This window comes from Streptomyces sp. NPDC021093 (assembly GCF_044333135.1).
Taxonomy (GTDB): Bacteria; Actinomycetota; Actinomycetes; order Streptomycetales; family Streptomycetaceae; genus Streptomyces.
The window spans coordinates 90,900-110,839 of sequence record NZ_JBIRQJ010000002.1; the positions used below are offsets into that span (position 1 = coordinate 90,900).

A 19,940-nucleotide genomic window follows, 5' to 3' on the forward strand; every position below is an offset into this window, starting at 1 on the left:
CGACGGTGTACGGATCGACGGGCGCGGCGGCGAACGGGGCGGGACCTGGCGGGCCGGGAGCACAGCCGGCAGCGGTCAACCGGCTCGTGGTCTTCGGCGACGTCTGCGGATCCGGGTCCATGGGCCTGGAGACGAAGAAGCGGATGCGGGAGGCGATGTACGCGGCGTTCGGGGAGGCGTTCGCGGTCGTCGGAGTACCGCCCGGCAGGCTCCACCAGGAGGACCGGGGCGACGGGATCCTGGCCGCGCTGCCCGCTGACGTGCCCTCGTCGCTCATGGTCGGGCGCTGGCTGAGCACCGTCTACGAGAATCTGCGCGAGCACAATCACGGCAGGTCGGACCGGTTGCGGATGCGCGTGGGGATGCATGTCGGGCCGGTGCTGGACGACGGGCGGGGGCTGGTGGGCCGAGCCGTCGACCTGACCTGCAGGCTGTGCGACAGCGACACCGCGAAGCGGGTCATGGAGGCGGCGCCGGAGTCCGCTCTGATGCTCGTCGTCTCCGAGTGGCTCTACGCGAACGTCGTCGCCGACGGCGGCCGGTACATCGAGCCGCAGCAGTATCTGAGCGGTCGGGTGCGTGCGAAGGAGACCGACGAGACCGCCTGGTTCCATGTCCCGGGGCTGGAGGCACCGTCCGTGGAGGCGGTGTCCGGGCCCGGGGTTCCGACCGCGGCGAAGCAGGCCGCGGAGCCCGGACGCGGCGGTGGGACGTGGGAGGGGGACGGCCCACCGCCGCCCGGTGCGAGAGGTCCGCAAGTGGGGTCGGTGGCCCAGGAGTTCCACGTGGGCGGCGACAACCTGAGCGTGACCGGCAGCACGATCCACGGGGGCTTCACGGGGATCCGCAAGGAGGGGACGCGGAGGCGGGAACGGGAACGGGAGCCGGAGCGGGAGCCGAGAAGGGAGCCGGGGCCGAGAGGGGAGCCGGTGCGCGGGCCGGTCGGCAGCGAGGGTGACGGGGGCGGGGCGGCCTTCGACGATCCCCCGGCACCCGTGCCTGCCGACCCCGCATCCGGCCCCGCGCCCGGCCCGGCGTCCGCATCCGGCCCGGCATCCGGCCCCGCGCCCGCATCCGCGCCCGCCGACGACGCCCACCGGAGCGGCACATGAGCGATCCCGACGAGGGAGCGTCGCCCGATCCCGGTGGTGGTGGTGGAGCCGGTGCCGGTGCCGAGGCGGGGCAGGCCGCAGGACCCGGCCGGGACGGCGCGGGCGGCGGCGACAGGGGCGGGCGTGGCGGCAGGGGCCCGGGGGACGGGCCGGCCGGTGGCGCCGACGGCGAAGGCGGCTCCGACGGGGACGGACAGAAGGCCGAGGCCAGCCCCTTCGACCAGGCGGGACGGGGGTCGCTCGTCGGGTCGGGCGGCACCGGCGGGTCGGGGACGGCCCACGCCGCGCTGCAGAACTTCGCCCTGCGCGGGCCGGCCGGGAGCCACTTCGCGACCGGCGGCGACAGCGTGGTGCTCCAGGGCAACACCATCCTCCAGTACGGGGTGGGCGCGGCCGGCGGCGCCATGGTCGCAGGCCCCGTGCCCAAGGAGGAGCTGGACCGGCTCGCGGACGTCTACTGCGAGGCGACCGGATACCAGCGGATGAAGGAACTCCTGCGGGCGTGCCACCTCCTGGTGCTCTGCGGCGAGCCGGGAAGCGGCCGCACGGCCACCGCGCTGGCCCTCCTCTCCGAGCTCAACCAGGACCGGGTCCACCGGCTGGACCCCGGCATCCCGCTGCGCCGCATCGAGGCGTCCGACCTCAAGGAGGGGCACGGATACCTGCTCGAACTCCCCCCGGACGACGGCCGCCAACAGCCCTCGTACGGCTCCGAGTTCGAGAGGGAACCGCGCCGCGGCGAGCAGCGGGGCGGTGCGTACGGGCGGGACACCGGGCGTCCCACCGGGCTGCACCTCGACCGGCTGAGCGGGCTGCTCGCCGAGTCCAAGGCGTACGCCGTCGTGCTGGCCGGGGGCGGCGAACTGGCGGGGCAGTTCCTGCGCGGAAGGTACGGGCTGCCGTGCCGACCGCCGCGCACCGGCGAGGTGCTCCAGCGCCACCTGCGCGTACTGCTCAAGGAAGCGCCCGAGGGTGCGCTGGGGGAGGCGCAGCGGCTCTTCGAGCGGGCGGAGACCAAGGACGCGCTCGGGCTGGACGAGCTGCGGCCGCGGGAGGCCGCGCGCATCGCCGAACAGCTGGCCCACCGGGTGGGCGGAAAGCTGACGGAGGCTCAGTTGATGCTCGGCTGCGCGGAGGTCGTACGGGCGCAGGCGCGGTCCTGGTTCGCCGACGCCGACCGTCCCGGCACGCTTCCGGCGGCCCTTCCGGTGCTCGACGCCACCGCCTTCCGCATCGCGGTCGCGGTGTTCAACGGTTCCTCGTACAGCCTCACGGCGGAGGCCGGTGAGCAGCTGGCCTGGGAGCTGGCCATGACGCTCGACCCCGAACAGGCCGTGGGCAGGCGGCTGTTCGCGGTGCACGACGTGGACCGGCCGGCGCTCGCACGGGCCGTCGTCGAGGACGACGAGTTCGACCTGGGCGACGCCAAGGTGCCGATGCGCGCCGTCCGCTTCCAGGGGCGGGGCCTGGCCACCGCCGTGCTCCAGGAGGTGTGGCACGGCTACCACAACGTGCGCGGACCGCTGTCGCGCTGGCTGCGCGCCCTGTGCGACGACCCGCGCCCGCAGCTGTGGGTACGGGCGTCCATCGCCGCCGGAGTGCTGTGCTCCTGGGACTGGGTGTACGGAGCGGGGGAGCTGCTCCGCCCCATGGCCGCACTGGACAGCCCGACCCTCCAGCTGGCCGCGGCCACGGCCCTGGCCGAGGCGTCCCGCGAGCCGACGGTGCGCCCGGCGGCCCGCGCCATGCTCAAGGAATGGGCGAAGAGCGGCGACGGGTCCCTGCGGACGACCGCGCTGCTGACGCACGGGTACGGCATGGCGGCGGGGTCCGTCGGCGCCTCGCTCGACGAACTGGCCAAGGTGGTGCGGCAGGACGACGTGGACATCGACGAACTCGTCACCGCCTCCTTCAGCGTGACCCGGCTGCTGGCCGGGGCCGAACCCGCCCTGGTCGTCGAACGGCTCGGCGGCTGGCTGCGCGAGGACCGCCGCGTCCTCGCCAACCTCGTACTGCTCGCGGTGATCAGGGCGTTGCAGACCAGGGCCACGTACCTCTGGGGGCTGCACGAGGACAAGGAGATGGAGCGGCACGGATCCCGGCCGCTGATCGCCGCGCTGCTGCTGACGCGGCCCGAACTGGCCCGCAGACTCGCGGACCTGATCCGGCACGCCCTGTCCACCGCCCGGTCGGGCGAGGCCGCGCTGGACGCGCTCGGCAGCTGGCTGCGCCGGTCGGCGGGCGACGCCGGACAGCTGCGCCTGGTCTGCCGGTTCCTGCCGCTGCTCGCCGCCGACCGCCGGGACCGCGACCGGCTGCGGAACCTGCTGGACCGGCTCGTACGGGATCCGGGGGACCCGCTGGACAAGTCGGCGGCCCATCGGATGTGGAGCGCGGTGGGAGAGGGGGCCGGGGGATGACGGACCGGGAGGGCCGGGAGCTCTGGGAGGACGAGGAGGACGAGGAGTGGACGGGCCGGCTGGGGCAGCCGGGACAGCAGGAGCGGCGGGGGCAGCGGGCACGGCAGGGAGAGCCGAGGCGGCAGGAGCGGTCGGGGCGCCAGGAGCAGCAGGGGCATGAGAGGCCCTGGTTGAGGGGCGAGCACGGGACCGGGACGGAGCGGGAGCGGGAGCGGGTGGAGCAGATGGACCGGGCGGACCGAGGAGACCGGGAAGAGCGGGACGAGTGGGCACGGGCGGAACAGCCGGGACGTCGGCAGGGGCCTGGCCAGGGACAGGGTCCCGGCCGGGGCCAGGGCCGGGAGCAGGGCCAGGACCGGGACGAGGACCGGGGCGAAGGCCGGGGGCGCGGGATGCGCCAGGGCCGGGCGAACGAGCCGGTCCGGGGCCAGGGCCAGGGCCTGGGACCGGGTCGGGGGCAGCGGCAGGACCAGCAGCCGCTGGGCCCGCTGATCGGCGAGTACGGGCCGCCGTACGTGCGCAGGAGCGGCCAGATCGCCGCCGTCATGCGCTACAACAACGGCGGCCACAGCGTCGTGTGGCCCGACCGCCGCGAGGACGTCAACAAGCCCTGGATCGGCTCGCCCTACACCATCTTCGAAGTGCTGCTCGGGATGCACGTCACCTCCTTCGACCTGAGGCTGCCCGCCAACGGCGACGCGGCGTTCTTCGACGCGACGGCGCGGGTGCGCTGGGAGGTGGAGGACCCGCTCACCGTCGTGCGCCAGAACGTCTGGGACGTGGGGGAGCTGCTGCACGACGAACTCCTCGCCGGGCTGCGCAGCGTGTCGCGCCGCTTCCGGCTCACCGACTCGCACCGCGCCGACGACGCGGTCAGGGCCGAGGTGGAGGCGGGCCACATCGACCTCGGCAGGGACCTCGGTCTGACGACCCGCGTCCATGTCTTCATCGACCTCAGCGAGGAGGTCAAGACGCGCGTCCAGGCCAGGCACGACATCGTCCTCGACATGGACACCGACGCCGCCGAGGACGAGCGGGAACGGCTCAGGGCGCTGCGCAAGCGCGAGGCGGTGCGGGTGCAGGCCGCCGAACTCCAGCGGTTCCTGCGCCAGGGCGACGCGGCCGAGATCGCGTACCAGATGGCCACCAACCCGGAGAAGCAGTGGGAGATCCGCGAGGCGATCCGCCGTGAACGGCGGGAGGGCCAGGCCGACTTCATCGGACTGTTCCACAAGCTGCTGGACACCGGGAACCTGGAGCGGCACGACATCGGCGACCACATGTACGAGGTGCTCCAGTACCTGCGGGAGAACTCGGACGGGGTGCTCGGCGGCGTGACCGACTCGATCCTGCCGCAGGGCGGCGGACGGCCGGGCGGCCGGGCCCTGGAGAACGGCCGTCCGGGACGCGCGAGGGAGTACGGGGACCACGGGGATCGCGGCGATTACGACGACGGGCGGGGCCGGGGCCGGGAGCTGGAGGGCCGCGGCGACCGGCGGCGGCCGGCCGAACCGGCGAGGCCGTACTGGGAGGCGGACGAGCCCGCCCCGGCCGCCCCGGAGCGCCGTGAACGCGGGCGTGGTGACCGGGAGTTGGGGACCCGCGGCCCGGACGGACGGCCGTCCGGGGAAGGGTCTGCGGGAGACGGCGCCCCGTCCGGACCGCCGGAGGCCGAGTGGCCGGACGAGGAGCAGGACGGCCGCAGTCCGCATGTGTACGAGCCCACCCGGGTCGCCTCGTCGGCGGAACGGCGACGGGAGCGGGAACGGCGGGAGCGCGAGCGGGAACAGGACTGGCGGGACCGCAGCCGGGACCGGGCCCGCGACGACGGGCGGGACGGCCCGCGCGGGGACGACGGTGCCCGGGACCGCGACTGGACCGGCGACGACCGGTACCGCGACGACCGGTACGGCGACGAGCGGTACGGCGAAGACCGGTACCGCGACGACTGGGACCGCGGGAGCGACTCGCACCGGGACCGGGGCCCCGACCGGGGCCGGGACAACGGCCGGGCCTACCGGCCGAGTGCGGGATTCGACGACTGGGACGAAGAATGACTGGGACGAAGAATGAGCACTGAACCGCACCGCACGGCGGACCTCCGGCAGCCGGGCGGTGCGGGCGACCTGCCCCCTGACCCGGTGGCGGTCCCCGGTTCCGCCGCCGGCACCCGGTTCGTCGCCGAGCGGATGCTGGACACCGTGCGCGAGGACATAGGGCGCGCCGACGCCAAGGCGGCGGTTCTGCTGTCCGGAGGGCTGGCCTTCCTGGCCGTGGTGTGGGTCAGGGACGGCTCGGTCGTTCCCTCGGGGGCGGCGCTCGGACTGGTCGTGGTGGGTGGACTGCTGTGGCTGGCAGGGCTGTTGATGCTCATAGGCGTGGTGCTGCCGCGGACCCGGATCGGCGCGGACGTCACGTTCCTGCGCGATCTGAGCGTCGGCGCGTCGCCCGAAGTGCTGCGGGAGCGGCTGACCGTGTCCGGTGCGGACGTCGTGCGTTGGATGCTCGGGGAGGCGACCGTCCTCGGGCGGGTGCTCACCGCCAAGTACCGCTGGCTGCGCGCGGGGGTCTGCTGTCTGACCCTCGGCGTGGTGCTCTCCGTAATCGGCCAGGTGTGGTGACGAGACGATGGAACAGCAGATGAAGCAGACCGGACGGCAGGGACGCGGCCGGGCGCGGAGCCGGACGCCGTGGCGTGCGGCGGGGCGTGCGGCGGGGCTCGGGCTCGTACTCATGGCGCTGGCGGGAGCGGCCGTCCCCGTACAGGCACAGCAGCCACGGCAGCAACAGGCCGCGGAAGGGCCCGATCCGATCGACTTCGCGGTCGTGGTGGACCTCTCCGCGAGCCTCTCCGAGAAGGACCTGGCCCGTGAGGTGGAGGCCGCCGCGCTGCTCAGCCAGGGCGAGATATCGGAGCGTTCGCGCGCCGCGGTGATCGGATTCGGGAGTTCCGAGAAGGCCGGGCAGTCCGCGGTGCGCGAGGTGTGCGGGCTGACCGTGTCCGACGCGGCGGGCCGCCAGACGCTCAGCGACTGCGTGCAGCAGCTGGGCAGGCGGGACAAGAACGGCACCGGCCCCGGGACCGATTTCCCGGCCGCCGTCCGGCAGGCGGTGAACCGGCTCACCAAGGAGGGCAGAGCGGGCACCCCCAAGGTGGTGTTCCTGCTCACAGACGGGAAGCTGGACGTCGGCGACAGCCCCGCGTACGGCGCGGACAAGGCGTCCCGGCAGTCCAACGCCGCCAAGCAGCTCACCGACGAACTCGCCCGCGCCCGCCGGGAGTCGGTGCAGATCTGGCCGCTCGGCTTCGGCAGCGAGATCGACCGCGACTCGCTCGCCGCGATGGCGAACGGCGGCTACCGCAACGGCTGCGCCACCCTCCCCGACGCCACGCCCCGGATGCGCGTCGTCGACAACTCCGAGCAGATCGACAAGGCCCTCCAGGAGACCTTCGCCGCCGCACGCTGCGCCCAGGTCGTCGAGGGCACCCGCGGCAAGCCGCCGGGTGAACTGTCGGTGGTCATCCCGCCGATCGCCACCGACGGCTCGATCACGGTCAGCAAACACGACCGCAAGGTCTCGGTGACGTACTACGACCCCACCGGGAAGAAGGTTCCCACCAGCGGTTCCGCCGACGGGTCCAGCTTCGAGGTCAGCGGTCAGGACGGGCCGGTGGAGGCGCTGCGGGTGAAGAACCCGCTGCCGGGCAGGTGGAAGGTTCGGGTCGAGGCGCCCGAGGGACACCGCGGCCAGGACGTCGCGGTGCGCGCCATCTGGCAGGGCAGGCTCCGCTCCGCGATCGCCCTCGACCCCGCCTCGCCGCGCGCCGGTGAGAAGGCCGTCGTGGAGATGCGGATGCAGACCAGGCGCGGTGTCGTCATCACCGACCAGAACCAGCTCAGGGGCATCCGGGTCGGCGTCAAGGTCACCGGGCAGGGCTTCGAGCCGGTCACCGCCACGCTCAAGGACGACGGGACCAAGCCCGACGCGAAGGCCGGGGACGCCCGGTTCACCGGCACCCTCGTCATGCCCAAGGCCACCGGGAACGTCGAGGTCACCGGCGAGATGTCCGCCCCGGGAGTGACCAGCGACCACCGGCCGCTGTACCTCGCCCTTGCCTCGGGAATCGCGCCGGTCGAGGCCGGGATCACCGTCGAGCGCAGCACCGTGCACCCCGGGGGGACTCTCCAGGGGACCCTGGACGTGACGAACAACGACACGGTGGCGCACACCCTCACCCTCGGTCTCGCGGACCAGCCCCCGGGGTCGGAGCTGAGCATCGCACCGGTCAAGGTCCGTGCGGAGCCCGGCAGTTCGCACCACACCTTCCAGGTGTCCGTCGGCGCGGGCGCTGCGCTCGGGGAGCTCGCGGGCAGCGTGGTGCTCACCGATCGCGACTACGGCGGGCGCACCCTGGACGCCACCTTCCTCGACGCCCTCGTCGAACCGGAGCCCACCTGGTGGGACCGCTGGTGGTGGGGGGTGGTCGGCGCCGTCGCCCTGGTGCTGGCCGTCGCCGCCTTCGTGTTCGTACGGGTGAAGGCCGTCGCCAGGCAGCGCGACCTGACCGGCGTACGGCTGGAACTGTGCCGGGACGGGCGGCCGGTCGACACGCTGACCGTACGGGCCGGGCAGAGCAGCGGCGACTTCCGTTTCACGGTGGAGCGGGGGAGCGGATCCGCGCCCAAGCTCAAGCGGGTCAGCGGCGCGGGGGACGCACACCGGGTGCGGCGCACCAAGGCCGGAGTGATCATGGTCAAGCCGTACCGCGGCGGTGAACGGGCCCTGACCGCGGAGGAGCCGGTAGCGCTGGGCGAGGGCATCGACCTGCTCGTCCGCGACAACCGCCGGGCCCCGGGCGGAGGTTCAGGATCCGGTGGATCGCAGCGACGACCCTTCCGGCAGAACAGGCCGAACAGACAGAGCAGGCAGAACAGGCCGGGCAGGACAGGCAGGCAGGGCAGCGGGGCCGCACCCGACGGCGGCCGGGGCACCCCCCGGGACCCGGGCGCGGGTTCCGGTTCCGGGTCCGCTCCGGGGTCAGGCAGTGGATCGGGGCCCGGCTCCCGTCAGTACGACGCCAACTTCTGAGCCCGGTCCACGGGGCCCGCGAACCCGGGGCCCAGGCACCAAGGGGAGACAAGAGACGACATGAAGATCTACCAGCCCATGCTCTTCGTCGGACTGGGCGGCACCGGCGGCCGCATCGGCACCGAGCTGGAACGCGGACTGCGCCGTGAGCTCTGCGGTCCCGACGGGACCAAACTCGCCGTCGACGACCGGCGCAAGCGCTTCCAGCTGCCCGACTGCCTCCAGTTCGTCTACGCGGACTTCAGCGAGTCCGAGCTCGACCAGCTGCCGCACCTCCAGGCCAAGGGCGCCGAGGCGGCCGCGTACGCCCGTACCTCCAGGATCGTCCACGACCTGCTGCCCGCCGACCACGACAGTTCCCCGGACGTCGCCCGGATGCTGCGGGTGGCGCTGCACGAGGAGACGAAGAGCTGGCTGCCGCCCAAGGAGCGAGAGCCCCGGGTCGCCCCGCTGCACAACGGGGCCGGCCAGCTGCCCACCGTGGGCAGGTCCGCGCTCTTCGCGACCCTGCGCGGCGGTCTGGAACCCGTACTGGGCCAACTCCGCGCGGCCATCAGCGCGATCAGCAACTCGGCGGGCGACCTGCGGGACGTCGGAGGGCGGCAGATCCGCGGCTGCGACGTCTTTGTCGCATTCTCTGTCGCAGGCGGCACAGGTGCCGGGATCTACTACGACTTCATCCACCTCATCGGGCACGAGTTCCGCAAGTCCAAGGTGCCCGGGGTGAAGATCTACCCCCTCGTCGTCATGCCGTCGGCGTTCCCGCCCGAGGCGGGCGGCGGCCGGGACGCCGAACTCAACGCGGCGCGCGCCCTGGTGGACCTCTCCCGGCTGGTCGACGACCAGAACGTGCCCAGCGCGCAGTCCGACTTCGGCGACGTCGAACAGCGCGGTTCGCTGGCGGTGCGCTACCCCAGGGAGGGCCTGATCCGGCTGCGCTCCTCCACCGTCCAGACGGCGTTCCTGTTCAGCAAGCCGTCGGGGATCCGGCCGGAGGACCTGCGCCGGTCCGCCACCGCCATGGTGATGTCGCTGATCGGCACCGAACTCGGCGACGACACCACGAACGGCCGCACCGAGGGCGACTACCAGTCGTTCGCGGCGAGCTTCGTCAACAAGAGCGTCGAACGCTCCACCCCGTCCCGCTCCGGCATCGGCTACCGCGGCATGTCGACCAGCCTGGCCGCTTCGCTGACCGTGCCGGTGGACGACCTCGCGGAGATCGTCGCGAGCAGACTGCTGGCCCAGGCCGTACGGGACATGAGCGAGCGTGCGCTGCGGGCCGACGAGCAGGGCACCGAGCGGGTCCGCGACATGTTCGACCGCTCCGGCATCGGCAGGCTCTGGGCCCGGGAGGCCCCCGAGGTCCCGGCCCCCGACCCGCTGCCCAGGGGCACCCAGGACATCGGGCAGGCGCTCCGGGACCGGATCGGCGACATGGACGACGGCCTCGTCCGGCTGGACCGGGACCTGGACCGCGAAGTCCCGCGCATGGTCGAGGACTTCAAGCCGGGCACCGGAGCGCGCGAACTCCTCGGTCTGATAGGACCGTTCAGGGCCGAGCGGGTACTGCTCGGCCTTCCCGAACACGTACAGCGGGCCGCCGCGGCCGGTTTCGCCGGGATGCTCGACAACCGCAAGAACGACCCCGAGAAGCCGGACGGGGTCAACGCCTCCGCACCCCAGGTCCCCCGGATCAGGCGCAGCGTCGGCGGCCTCGTCCCGGCCCGCTGGGGCGACCCGGACGTGCAGGAGGCCATCGAGGAGCAGGACCGCTGGTACCAGTGGCGGGCCAACCGGCTGTGGCACCGCAGCTGGAAGGACCACGAGCTGCGCTGGCGCGCCCCGCTGGCCCGCACGATCAAGGAAGTCACCGCGCTGGTACGGGCGTTGAAGGCGCACGAGGAGGACGAGCGCAAGTCCTTCCGGGACCGCCGCAAGGAGCTCTACCGTGACGACCGCACCGGAGTCTCCTACCTGCTTCCCCCGCAGGGCACCCTCGGCGCCTTCTACGACGACGTCTTCGACCGGCTCCGGCAGAACGAGGGTCTGCCCGAGAACCAGGACGCCGCGGGCCTGCTCGACAAGCTGGTCCAGCCCGCCGACTGGCAGCTCGCCCTGGACGCCGTGCGGCGCTCCCCGCGCGACGCGGTCAAGGAGATCAAGCAGGTCGTCGAGCGGCGCGTCAAGGGCCTCTTCGGCGAGGCCAGCATGCTCAACGACCGCCCGCTGCTGCCCTCACTCGGCGTGCTGCTCCAGGCGGCGGCCGGGGACGAGGACGCGGAGGCCTCGGTCGACGCGCGCTGGCTGGAACAGTTCCGTTCGCAGCTCGCGAGCCTGCTGCCGGTCGGCTTCACCCCGGACGGCAACGGCCCGCTGAAGGTCCTGATCGTCTACCCGCAGAGCGAGACCAATGAGCGCAACTCCCGCTTCCTGCAGCAGGAGTTGAACCTGCCCCGGGATCTGGGAGGCAGGCCGGAGAGCCGGGCGGTGGACACCCAGGCGATCACCGTGGTGCTGTTCCGCAGCGGGATGAGCCTCACCGACGTCTCGGAGGTGCGGCACGTACTGCGGCTCTGGGCGGAGTCCCGGGACGCCGCCGGAACCGACGACTTCCTGCACTGGCGGCAGCGGCTCGGCTACCGCGACGACTGGCTCGCCAGTACGGAGGACGACCGCCAGCGCATCCTGCACCGCATCCTGTGCGCGATGTGGAACGGGCGGGTCGAGGTGCGCGGTCCCGCGGCCTCGCCCGACGCCATCCGGATCCGCCTCCAGGACGGCGACTCCGCGACGATGACGCTGCGGCTCGAAGCGTTCGACGAGTCGGTCTCCAGCTGGTCGGGCCTGCTGCGGGCGTACGAGCAGTGGGCGCTGCTCGACGAGGGCCAGATCATCGAGGACTTCTGCGACCAGCTGATGGCCGCCCAGCCGCACGGCCTCACCACCACCCCCGCCCCTCCCTCCCAGCTCTTCCGCACCCTGGTCGAGGAGGTGGCGCCGCAACAGATCGAGATTCTGGGGGAGTTGGCGGAGGAGTACGGGGCGGAGGACGAGGAGTGGATGGTTCCGCTGCGCGGCTTCTGGGAGCGCACCTTCCGGGGCGCACTCGACCTGCGCTTCCCGGGCGCGACGCGGCCGACCAGGCCGAACCTCGGGGCGCTGTTCGAGCGGTACGGAACGGGCCGCGGCGGGGCGGGCCGCAGCGTCCAGGGCCGGGGCACGGGCCCCGGCCGGTACGCGATCAGCCGCCCCCCGGCGGACGAGTGGTCCGCACCGGACGGCTCGGCCCGGATGAACGGCCGTCGCCCGGAGCTGGAACGCCCGCGGGGCGAGCGGGCGCAGCCCGACCACGCCTGGGACGACGCCCCCCTGTGGATGCCGGACGAGGCCGCGTGGCCGGAGGACCCGCACGAGACGTACGAACCGGGCGGCGAGCAGGGCAGGGAGGCGGGCGGGAGGTACGAGCCGGACGGGTCGGCGCAACGGGGCAGGCCGCCGGGGCCGAGGAGGCCCGCGGAGTCGGAGAGGCCTGCGGGACGTGAGCGGGCCGACGGGCCGGGGAGGCCGGCGGGACCGGAACAGCCGGAGTGGGTGAAACGGCCGGAGGAGTCCGCCGGTCGGGGCGATCCCGAGTGGTCGGACGGGGCAGGCCCGGCGGACGGCTTCACCCGCCGGGCCCGCCACGGCAGCGGGGATCCCGATGACGGCCAGGACGAAAGGGCCTGGCAACGGGGCGGCGGGCCCGCTCCGGGCGGCCGCTCCACGTCGGACGGTTGGGCCGAGGCTGACGGCGGGTCCGGCGGTCGGTCCACGTCCGACGGCCGCTCTGCGCCGGAGGGCTGGTCCGGGTCGGAGAGCCGGGCCGAGTCCGGCGGTCGCTCTGGGCCGGAGGGCCGTTCTGCGTCCGACGGCCGTTCTGCGTCCGACGGTTGGGCCGAGGCCGACGGCCGGTCCGGTGGTCGTTCCGCGCCGGACGGGCGCCCTGCCTCCGACGGTCGGGCCGACTTCGATGCCGACGGGCGGGAGCCGCGCAAGCCCTCCACCGACGACTGGTCGGAGGGGGAGTCACGGTGAGCGTCGAACAGGGCGTGCCGGGGCACGCGGTCCGGATCGATCTGCGGGTCGTCGCGGGGCCGGACGCCGCGCCGGGCGACGGCGCCCGTGCCGTGCGCGACGCGCTCGCGCTCGTACGGTCGCCGGACGCCAAGCGGCGGTTCCTCGTCGTGGACGACGCGGCCCGGCTCGACCGCAACCAGCTGCTCTACGAACAGCTCTTCGCGCACGGCCCGGCCCGTATCGTCTGCCTCGCGGTCGGGGCCGTCGACGGATGGGCTCATCCCGGCGCCCCGGCCGGCGGGGCGCCGGGGCAGCCGGTCCGGCCGCTGGCACGGCCGCTGTCGCTGCGACCGCCGGACGCGGGGGTGCTGTGGGTGCTCGACGCGCTCGCGGGAGAAGCGGCGGGCGCGCGTGCGGGCGACGACGACGTACTGCGCCCGCTGACCGAGGTGCTGTGCGAGCCGGGGGTCTTCGACGCCGTGCTGCACGCGCTCCGGGAGATCATGGACGGTGTCGCCGTGCCCTCCGTACGCATCCTCGAACACGACCTGAACGAGGACGCGCGGCGCCGGGCCTGGCGTCAGGCACTGGACACGCTGGCCGGTGAGGAGGTCCCGGCGCCCGCGCTCGTCACGGCCGACTCGCCCGCCGGCTACTCCGGTTACGCCGACGACGACGCCGACGAGACGGCCGTCGGCGGGTCCGCAGGGTCGTCGGAGGCCGTGCCCGCCGAGCTGGCCCCGCTGCTCGGCGGCGGTGTGCCCAAGAACATCCGGGAGCGGGCCTGGCTGGTGCAGGGCGGGGACGCCGAGCAGCAGCACCGCCGCTGCGAGCACGCGCTGCGCGCGGCCACGGAGGCGTACGAACAGACCTGGCCCGCCTCCGGTCTGTTCGCCTCCGCACGCCGACAGGCGGACCTGCCGGGCCCGTTGGTGGAACTGGCGGACGCCTTCCACGACTTCCGCGGAGCCGTCGGCGGCGCCTTCACCGACGGCGACGGCCTGCGTCTCCTCCCCGAGCAGCGCAGCCGCCTCAGCCGGCGCGGCTTCGAACTCCCCGAGATCACCGAGGTGTCCAGGGAGAGCGTCGCCCCCGGCCTGCGCGGCTACACCGAGCGGCTGCTGCTCGGCCGGGGGCTCCCGCTGCGTTCGGTCGCGGCCCGGCTCGGCGCGCTCTCCGACCTGTCCGCGCCCGCGGGCAGCGCGGCCCGGCTGACCGAGCTCAAACAGATCTGTTCCGGCGACTATCTGCGCCGCCTCGCCTCGCCCGCCCTCTTCGTGGTCGAGGAACGGCCCAGGCCCGCCGACTTCTCGCTGGCCTTCCTCCTGGCGTTCGTCGCCGGATTCTGGCCGTGGCTCGGCTGGCTGATCGGCCCGCTGGCGGGCGCCGCGATGGCGGTGCCCGCCCTCCTGATGCTGAGGCGCAGGCCCAGCCGCTCGCCGGACGGGCAGCTGGACGGCGGCGGTGACACGGCCTGGTTCGGCCGTCTCGTCGCCGGAGTGGTGGGCGGGGCCGTGGGCGGTCTTGTCGGCCAACTCGTCGGTGCACCACCCTGGTTGGGGGCAGCCGCCCTCGTGCTGGCGGTGGCCGTGTCCGTGCTGCTGTCGGTGCGCGACTGGTCGCGCTCGGTGGAGGCGTGGTGGACGGAGATGCGAGTGGACGAGGCCGCGCAGTGCCTGGCGAACATCGACGCCCTGATCGCCGAGACCGCCGTGCACGACTGGCTGTTCGCCGACGCCCGCTACCACTGCTCGGACGGGGCGCGCGCGATCGCCACCCTGCTGCGCGGGATCGCGGTGAACGTGGAGACGTACGAGGTACGGCCGCGGCCCGTCCCGCCGGGGACCGGGCACGGCTACGAGTACGAGACCGTGGGTCACGGCGACCCCGGCCACGATCCAGGACCCGACCCCGGATCCGAGCCCGACTCGGCGAACACCGCCTGGAACTGGAGCGACTGGAGCGCTGCCATCGACGCCGAGCCCGCCGGCGGCTCGTTCGACGAGCCCCTCCCGCCGCCCCGTACCGCCGCCCCGGCTCCCGAATCCTCCGCGCCGTACCGTACGAGCACGGGCCCACGCGGGGGTGAACAGCCGGGCGGGGACTGGCAGTTGGCCGCTACGGCGCAGCCGCCGTGGCTGGAACGGGAGACCGGTGACGGCGGCACCCTCCTCGTCCCGACCCTCGTGTCCGACCTGACGGACGGCATCGCCCAGCTCCTCGGCAACTGCTGGGCGACGGTCGAACGCGATCCGGAGGCCGCCGGGCGCCTGCGGCTCGCGCCGAAGGTGGGCGAGCTGCTGGAGCAGGAGCACGCGGCCCTGTGCCGTGACGCCGCCGCGGCGCCGCCGTCCTTCGTCCGTGCCGCCCGCGCCTCGGGAAACCGGCCGGGCGTCGCGCTGCTGCTCGGCGTCGCCATCGACCGTACGGCCGAAATGCTCGACTCCGACGGCTTCGCGGAGCGGACGGTACGGCTGTGCGCAGCCGAACACCGCCGGATGCTGTCCAAGGCCCCGGAGGCGGAACGCCGGGTGCGGTTCGCGCCCGAGGCCGCCCGCCGGGGAGCCGAAGCGGTGGACCCGGACGGCTGGCGCGGTGCGACCGACGGCGTGGTGTGGACGTCGGGCGGACGCCGGGCGGGCGTGCTCTGCCTGGTGCCGCTGCGCGCGGGAAGCGTCCGCCCGGTGCGGTCGTACGACGGACCGGAACCGGAAGCGGAGGGCGAATACGCATGACAGGGGTACTGCCGGTCGAAGAGCTGGAGTTCTTCCTGCCCAAGGGGGACTCCGTCCGCTTCGCGGCCGGGTTCGGCGAGGACCGCAGGACACCGGGACGGGTCGGGATGCTGAGCCGCGACGCAAGCCTGGGCAGGGGGTGGCAGGTGGTCCAGCACCGGCTGCCGCTCTCCGCCAGGGGCAACCCGTCGGCGTACGACGCGCTGGAGCGCGAGATCGCCGCCGCGGTCACCGTCGAGCGGAGCTACGGGGAGGAGGAGTACGGCGAGATCTTCACCCGGCTCGTCGGGTTCAATCTGGAGGTCGCCGAGCCCTTCGTCCTCTACCGGCGGCCGGCCGGTGAGCCGCTCGCCGGTCTCGCGGGCTCGCTCGGCATCCAGGCGCAGCGCAACGTGATCGGCCAACTGGTGCTATCGGTACGGCTGTTGGGGTCGGCCGGGATCGTCCACCGGGACCTGACCCCGCACACCGTCCGCTGGGACGGCGCCAGGGTGCAGCTGACCGAACCGTACTGCGCGGCCCGCGTCGGCGACCCCCGCGACGCCTTCGGCACCGGCCCCTGGGCCTCGCCGGAGCAGCGCGAGGGTCAGGGCGACGCCGACGAGCGGGACGACGTGTGGTCCGTCGCCCAGCTCGCGTACACCCTGCTCTCCGGCCGGCAGGGCAACAGCGGGGGCCCGCCCGTCGACCTCGCCGACTACCGGCAGCTCGCCGCCCTCGGCGGCGGCAGGGCCTTCGAACCGCGGGTCACCGAACGCCCGCTCGCCGCCGAGCTGTTGCGGCTGCTCGGTGCCCCCGACCCGCTCGCCGGGGCTTCCCCGCACAGCGACCCGTTGCTGCGCGGCCGCGACGAGTTCGACGCCCGTACAGCGAAGAAGCGGCAGGCCAGAGGCATCGTCGAGCGCCCGTACAACGGCACGTCCACCGACCGCGGGCCCGACGGACCCGAAGGTCAGGACGGTGTCAACGGGCAGGAGATCGGTTACGAGTACCCGTCCCGTCCCAGCCGCCGCACCCTGCGTGGCCTGTTCGGCCCGGGAGCGTCCCGCCGCCCCGCCGCGCAGCTCGAACCGGAACCGGAACCGGAGCCCGCGTCCAGGCCCTTCGCCACCCCGCGTCCACCGCTCTGCCCGCACTGCCGGCTCCCCGTCGTCTACGACGAGAGCCGGCTCTTCGCACGCAACGCCAAGAAGGAGTACAAGCCCCTCGACCTCACGGCGGAGCGCCGGCCGATGCATGTGAAGGAAGCGCTCCGGCACGCCTTCCAGAAGTGCCCGCACGCCCCCGGCGACCGGCCGCACTACCTGCCCGTCCCGTACCTCACCCACGGCGAACCCCTCACCGTCGCCATGGTCGGCAGCTCCGCAGCGGGCAAGACCCATCTGCTGGCCGCGATGCTCGGCGAGATCGAGCAGGGCGGCCTCGAAGCGTACGGACTGACCTGCCTGCCGCTGAACCCTGACTGGCACCGGGAGTTCCTCCAGGAGAAGGTGCAACGCCTCCACCAGGGCGAGATGCTCGACGGCACCAACCAGGTGCCCTTCGCGGACTTCGCCGACGGGCTGCTGGTCTCCGGGCACGGGGCGACCCGCCCGGTGCTCTTCTTCGACCTCGCGGGCGAGGACCTGGCGCAGGACAACGAGGTGGGCCGCTTCCTCGGCGAGGTCGGCGCGTTCATCTTCGTGCTCGATCCGCTGCGCGCGCTGCGGCTGGCCTCCCTGGACCCGGTGCGCGAACGGGTCGGGATCCACCAGCGGGACCTGGGCGACGAGGCGTTCACCACCGTCCTCAACCGCATCCCCAGGAACGGGCGTTACGTCGACGCCGCCGCGGCCGTCGCGGTCAACAAGAGCGACCTCGTACGGTTCGACCCGGCCGTGGACCGCTGGCTGAACCGGCCGCCCGCGTCCCGCTTCGACGTGGGCACGGTGCGCGAGGAGAGCAGGGACGCCTATGCGTACGTCCGGCACCACGGCAGCCGGGCCTGGCTGAAGCCGTTCGACGACTGCGGGCGGTGCACGCTGCACTTCGTGGCGGCCACCGGCGGACAGGAGCGGGACGCGGCGTTCCCGCACGGGGTGCGGCCCCGGCGGGTACTGGCCCCGCTGCTGTCGATCTTTGCCATGTGCGGGCTGCTGCCCGGCGCGGACCGGGACGAGGTGGGGGCCTGATGGACGGCACGACGAGCAGACGGCAGGACGGGCCGGACGGGCCGGACGGGCCGCCCGAGGAGCTGATCGACCAGATCGTCTTCCGCTGGGACGCGGCCAACCGGTCGGGCAACACCGGCTTCGGCCCGGTCGCCTGGTCCTGCGCGCGCTCCCAGGTGCAGGACCTCTTCCGCAGCAGCGTGGCCCCGCTGCTGCGGGGGAACTTCAGCGCCGCCGACGGGCCGGACGCCTCGGGCCTCGTACGGGTGGAGCAGCACGGGCAGGGCAACGCCATGCTGCTGCGCCGCACCCCGCACCGAGACCCGGGCGGCCGCCCCGGCACCCTCTGCCACGCCCTCATCGGCCCCGCCCAGGTCCTCGACCCCGACACCTGCATCGGACTGGACAGCTGGGCCTGGTCGGACGAATTCTTCGGCGACACGGACTGGGGCGAGGTGCGGGGAGAGCTGCCCAGGATCCCCGGCCAGGCACTCCGCGACTCCGCGCTGCGGGGCTACGCCCAACTGGTCGACGAGGTCGACGGGAGCGGGTCCGAAGCGGCCCGGCCGCTGGTCGCGGCGGCGGCGGAACTGCTCCGGCACCCCAAGCGCGTGCAGATGCTGCTGGACCGGGACGGCGGGCGCAGCGCGTGCCGCACGCTGATGGGCCTGTACGGGATCTTCAGCGGCATCTTCCCGGACCGGTGGACCTACGCGACCCGGGACACCGCCGAGTCCACGCTGATCCGGTTCGCCTTCGTACGCCGCTGGCCGGGCTCGGCGGCGCCGGACACCCAGCGCACCCGGGTGGACCCGGACGAAGGGCGCGGCGACCACGCGGAGGAACTCGCGGCCCACCTGGTCGGCCACTATCTGGCCCGGGTCGGCCGGCAGTCCCGGATGTTCGAGGTCGCGGACGCACTCGGCCACGCGGCCGAAACGTATCGCTCCGCGTCCGTGGACGCCGACCACATGCACCGCACGGCCGAACGCGCCCTGCGCGAGCTGGAGCGCCAACAGGCCGACGAGCAACAGGAGTTCGAGCGCCGGCAGGACGTCCAGCTCCGCGAGGAACGGGCCCGTCAGCAGGAACTGGCCCGCCTGCGCGAACGCGAGGAACTGCAGGCCCGTGCCCTGGAGCGCCGCCTCGCCCACGACCGCGAACTGGAGCTGGAACTCGAACGCGAACGCAACTACCGGCGGGAGAACCCGGCCCGGCCCACGGCCGCGTACCCGGCGGCCCCGTACCCCTCGGTCTCCCCGCCCGCGGCGGCCCCGTACCCCTCCGTCTCTCCGCCCCCGGCCTCCCCACCGCCGGCCGCCCCGCCTGCCGCTGCTCCGCTGCCCGCTGCTTCGTACCCGGCCTCGTCGCCGCGCTCCGCCGCGCCCCCCGAATCACCGTCGGAAGGGCCGCCGTCGGAAGGGCCGCCGTCGGAAGGACCACCCCCGGACGGGCCGCACCCTCGGGCGGCCGGGCAGCCGGAGCCGTCCGCCGCCGACTGGGCCGCCCCCACCGGGGCCCGGCGCGGGCGGCCGGTGTGGCGTCGCAAGCCGTCGCTGCAGTACGGCGATCTCCTCGACCGGCTCGGTCCGCTCGACGAGCGGTCCCCCGACGAGGCACGGCGGCAGGTGGTGGCCGACCTGCCGGAGGTCACGGACGCGGACCTGCTCAGGGCGGTGCACGAGGACTTCAGCTACCCGGCCACGACGCTCCTCGTCAGGGAGGCCGCCGTGCGCTGGCCGCACTGGAAGGAGGCCACCCGCCTCCAGCTGTGCAGGGCCGTGCTGGACGTGGAACTGTTCCTGCCGCGCTGGCAGGGGCCCGCAGGTACGTACCCCGGCGACGAGAAGCGGGCCGCCAACGCCGCCGCGCTCTACCGGTGGGCGGTCCAGCCGCTGGCGGGCCAGGACGGGCCGAGCGCGCGGCTGACGGAGCTGTTGCCCGCGCTGCGCACCGGACCCGACCCCGCCGCCAGGGCCGCCGTGCGGCAGATCCTGGAGGAGGGCGAACTGCCCGGACTGCGCGAGGAGGTGTGGCGGGCGCTGCTCACCAGGGGGCGCGAGCCGCGCGGCAGCCGGTCGGCAGGGCCGGACCGACCACCCCCGGAGGGCGTCCCGCACGCGGCGGCGGCGCGGCCCTCCGTACCCTCCGTACCAGCCGCACCTGCCGTACCTGCCGCGTCCTCCGTACCCTCCGGGCCCGTCGCGGACGAAGCGGCACCCGCCGCACCCGCCGTACCCGCCGCCTCGCACGAGGACGGCTACGAACGCCGGATCCGCAACGTCCTCATCCTGGTCGTTGCCCTCGTAGCGGTGTTCCTCACCCTGCTGGTGGTGTGGGTCGTGGTGGCCCTCTGATCCTGGCCATCAGCAG

General features: G+C 74.1%; 9 protein-coding genes. All 9 read left to right on the top strand.

Annotated features, from left to right (window positions below; translation table 11 throughout):
* Positions 1-5 precede the first annotated feature (5 nt).
* The 9 genes from ACH4SP_RS05635 to ACH4SP_RS05675 are packed head-to-tail and all read left to right on the top strand — an operon-like array spanning position 6 to position 19,924.
* A complete protein-coding gene (locus ACH4SP_RS05635; protein WP_398409668.1) occupies positions 6-1,112 on the top strand; it encodes a hypothetical protein in 1,107 nt (368 codons plus the stop codon).
* Complete coding sequence (locus ACH4SP_RS05640; RefSeq protein ID WP_398409669.1) at positions 1,109-3,532, top strand: hypothetical protein; 2,424 nt, start codon at positions 1,109-1,111, stop codon at positions 3,530-3,532. Before ACH4SP_RS05635 ends, ACH4SP_RS05640 begins: the two co-directional genes overlap by 4 nt.
* Complete coding sequence (locus tag ACH4SP_RS05645; protein WP_398409671.1) at positions 3,529-5,589, top strand: hypothetical protein; 2,061 nt, start codon at positions 3,529-3,531, stop codon at positions 5,587-5,589. Before ACH4SP_RS05640 ends, ACH4SP_RS05645 begins: the two co-directional genes overlap by 4 nt.
* 12 nt (positions 5,590-5,601) lie before the next feature.
* On the top strand, positions 5,602-6,153 hold the full coding sequence (locus ACH4SP_RS05650; RefSeq protein WP_398409673.1) for a Pycsar system effector family protein: 552 nt from the start codon (positions 5,602-5,604) through the stop codon (positions 6,151-6,153).
* Between the two features lie 7 nt (positions 6,154-6,160).
* Positions 6,161-8,623 carry a VWA domain-containing protein gene (locus tag ACH4SP_RS05655; RefSeq protein WP_398409675.1) on the top strand — a complete coding sequence of 821 codons (2,463 nt, stop codon included), beginning with the start codon at positions 6,161-6,163 and terminating at the stop codon, positions 8,621-8,623.
* Between the two features lie 60 nt (positions 8,624-8,683).
* The gene (locus tag ACH4SP_RS05660; RefSeq protein WP_398409677.1) at positions 8,684-12,700 is read left to right on the top strand and encodes a tubulin-like doman-containing protein; all 4,017 of its coding nucleotides are present in this window, start codon (positions 8,684-8,686) and stop codon (positions 12,698-12,700) included.
* A complete protein-coding gene (locus tag ACH4SP_RS05665; RefSeq protein WP_398409679.1) occupies positions 12,697-15,417 on the top strand; it encodes a hypothetical protein in 2,721 nt (906 codons plus the stop codon). Before ACH4SP_RS05660 ends, ACH4SP_RS05665 begins: the two co-directional genes overlap by 4 nt.
* On the top strand, positions 15,414-17,588 hold the full coding sequence (locus ACH4SP_RS05670) for a hypothetical protein (protein WP_398409681.1): 2,175 nt from the start codon (positions 15,414-15,416) through the stop codon (positions 17,586-17,588). Before ACH4SP_RS05665 ends, ACH4SP_RS05670 begins: the two co-directional genes overlap by 4 nt.
* A complete protein-coding gene (locus ACH4SP_RS05675; RefSeq protein ID WP_398409683.1) occupies positions 17,588-19,924 on the top strand; it encodes a hypothetical protein in 2,337 nt (778 codons plus the stop codon). The genes ACH4SP_RS05670 and ACH4SP_RS05675 overlap by 1 nt, the downstream gene beginning before the upstream one ends.
* Positions 19,925-19,940 lie beyond the last annotated feature (16 nt).

Bases quoted from the DNA above. Each gene is read 5' to 3' on its own strand.
- ACH4SP_RS05640 (WP_398409669.1), top strand. From the start codon at position 1,109: ATGAGCGATCCCGACGAGGGAGCGTCGCCCGATCCCGGTGGTGGTGGT.
- ACH4SP_RS05645 (WP_398409671.1), top strand. From the start codon at position 3,529: ATGACGGACCGGGAGGGCCGGGAGCTCTGGGAGGACGAGGAGGACGAG.
- ACH4SP_RS05650 (WP_398409673.1), top strand. From the start codon at position 5,602: ATGAGCACTGAACCGCACCGCACGGCGGACCTCCGGCAGCCGGGCGGT.
- ACH4SP_RS05655 (WP_398409675.1), top strand. From the start codon at position 6,161: ATGGAACAGCAGATGAAGCAGACCGGACGGCAGGGACGCGGCCGGGCG.
- ACH4SP_RS05660 (WP_398409677.1), top strand. From the start codon at position 8,684: ATGAAGATCTACCAGCCCATGCTCTTCGTCGGACTGGGCGGCACCGGC.
- ACH4SP_RS05670 (WP_398409681.1), top strand. From the start codon at position 15,414: ATGACAGGGGTACTGCCGGTCGAAGAGCTGGAGTTCTTCCTGCCCAAG.
- ACH4SP_RS05675 (WP_398409683.1), top strand. From the start codon at position 17,588: ATGGACGGCACGACGAGCAGACGGCAGGACGGGCCGGACGGGCCGGAC.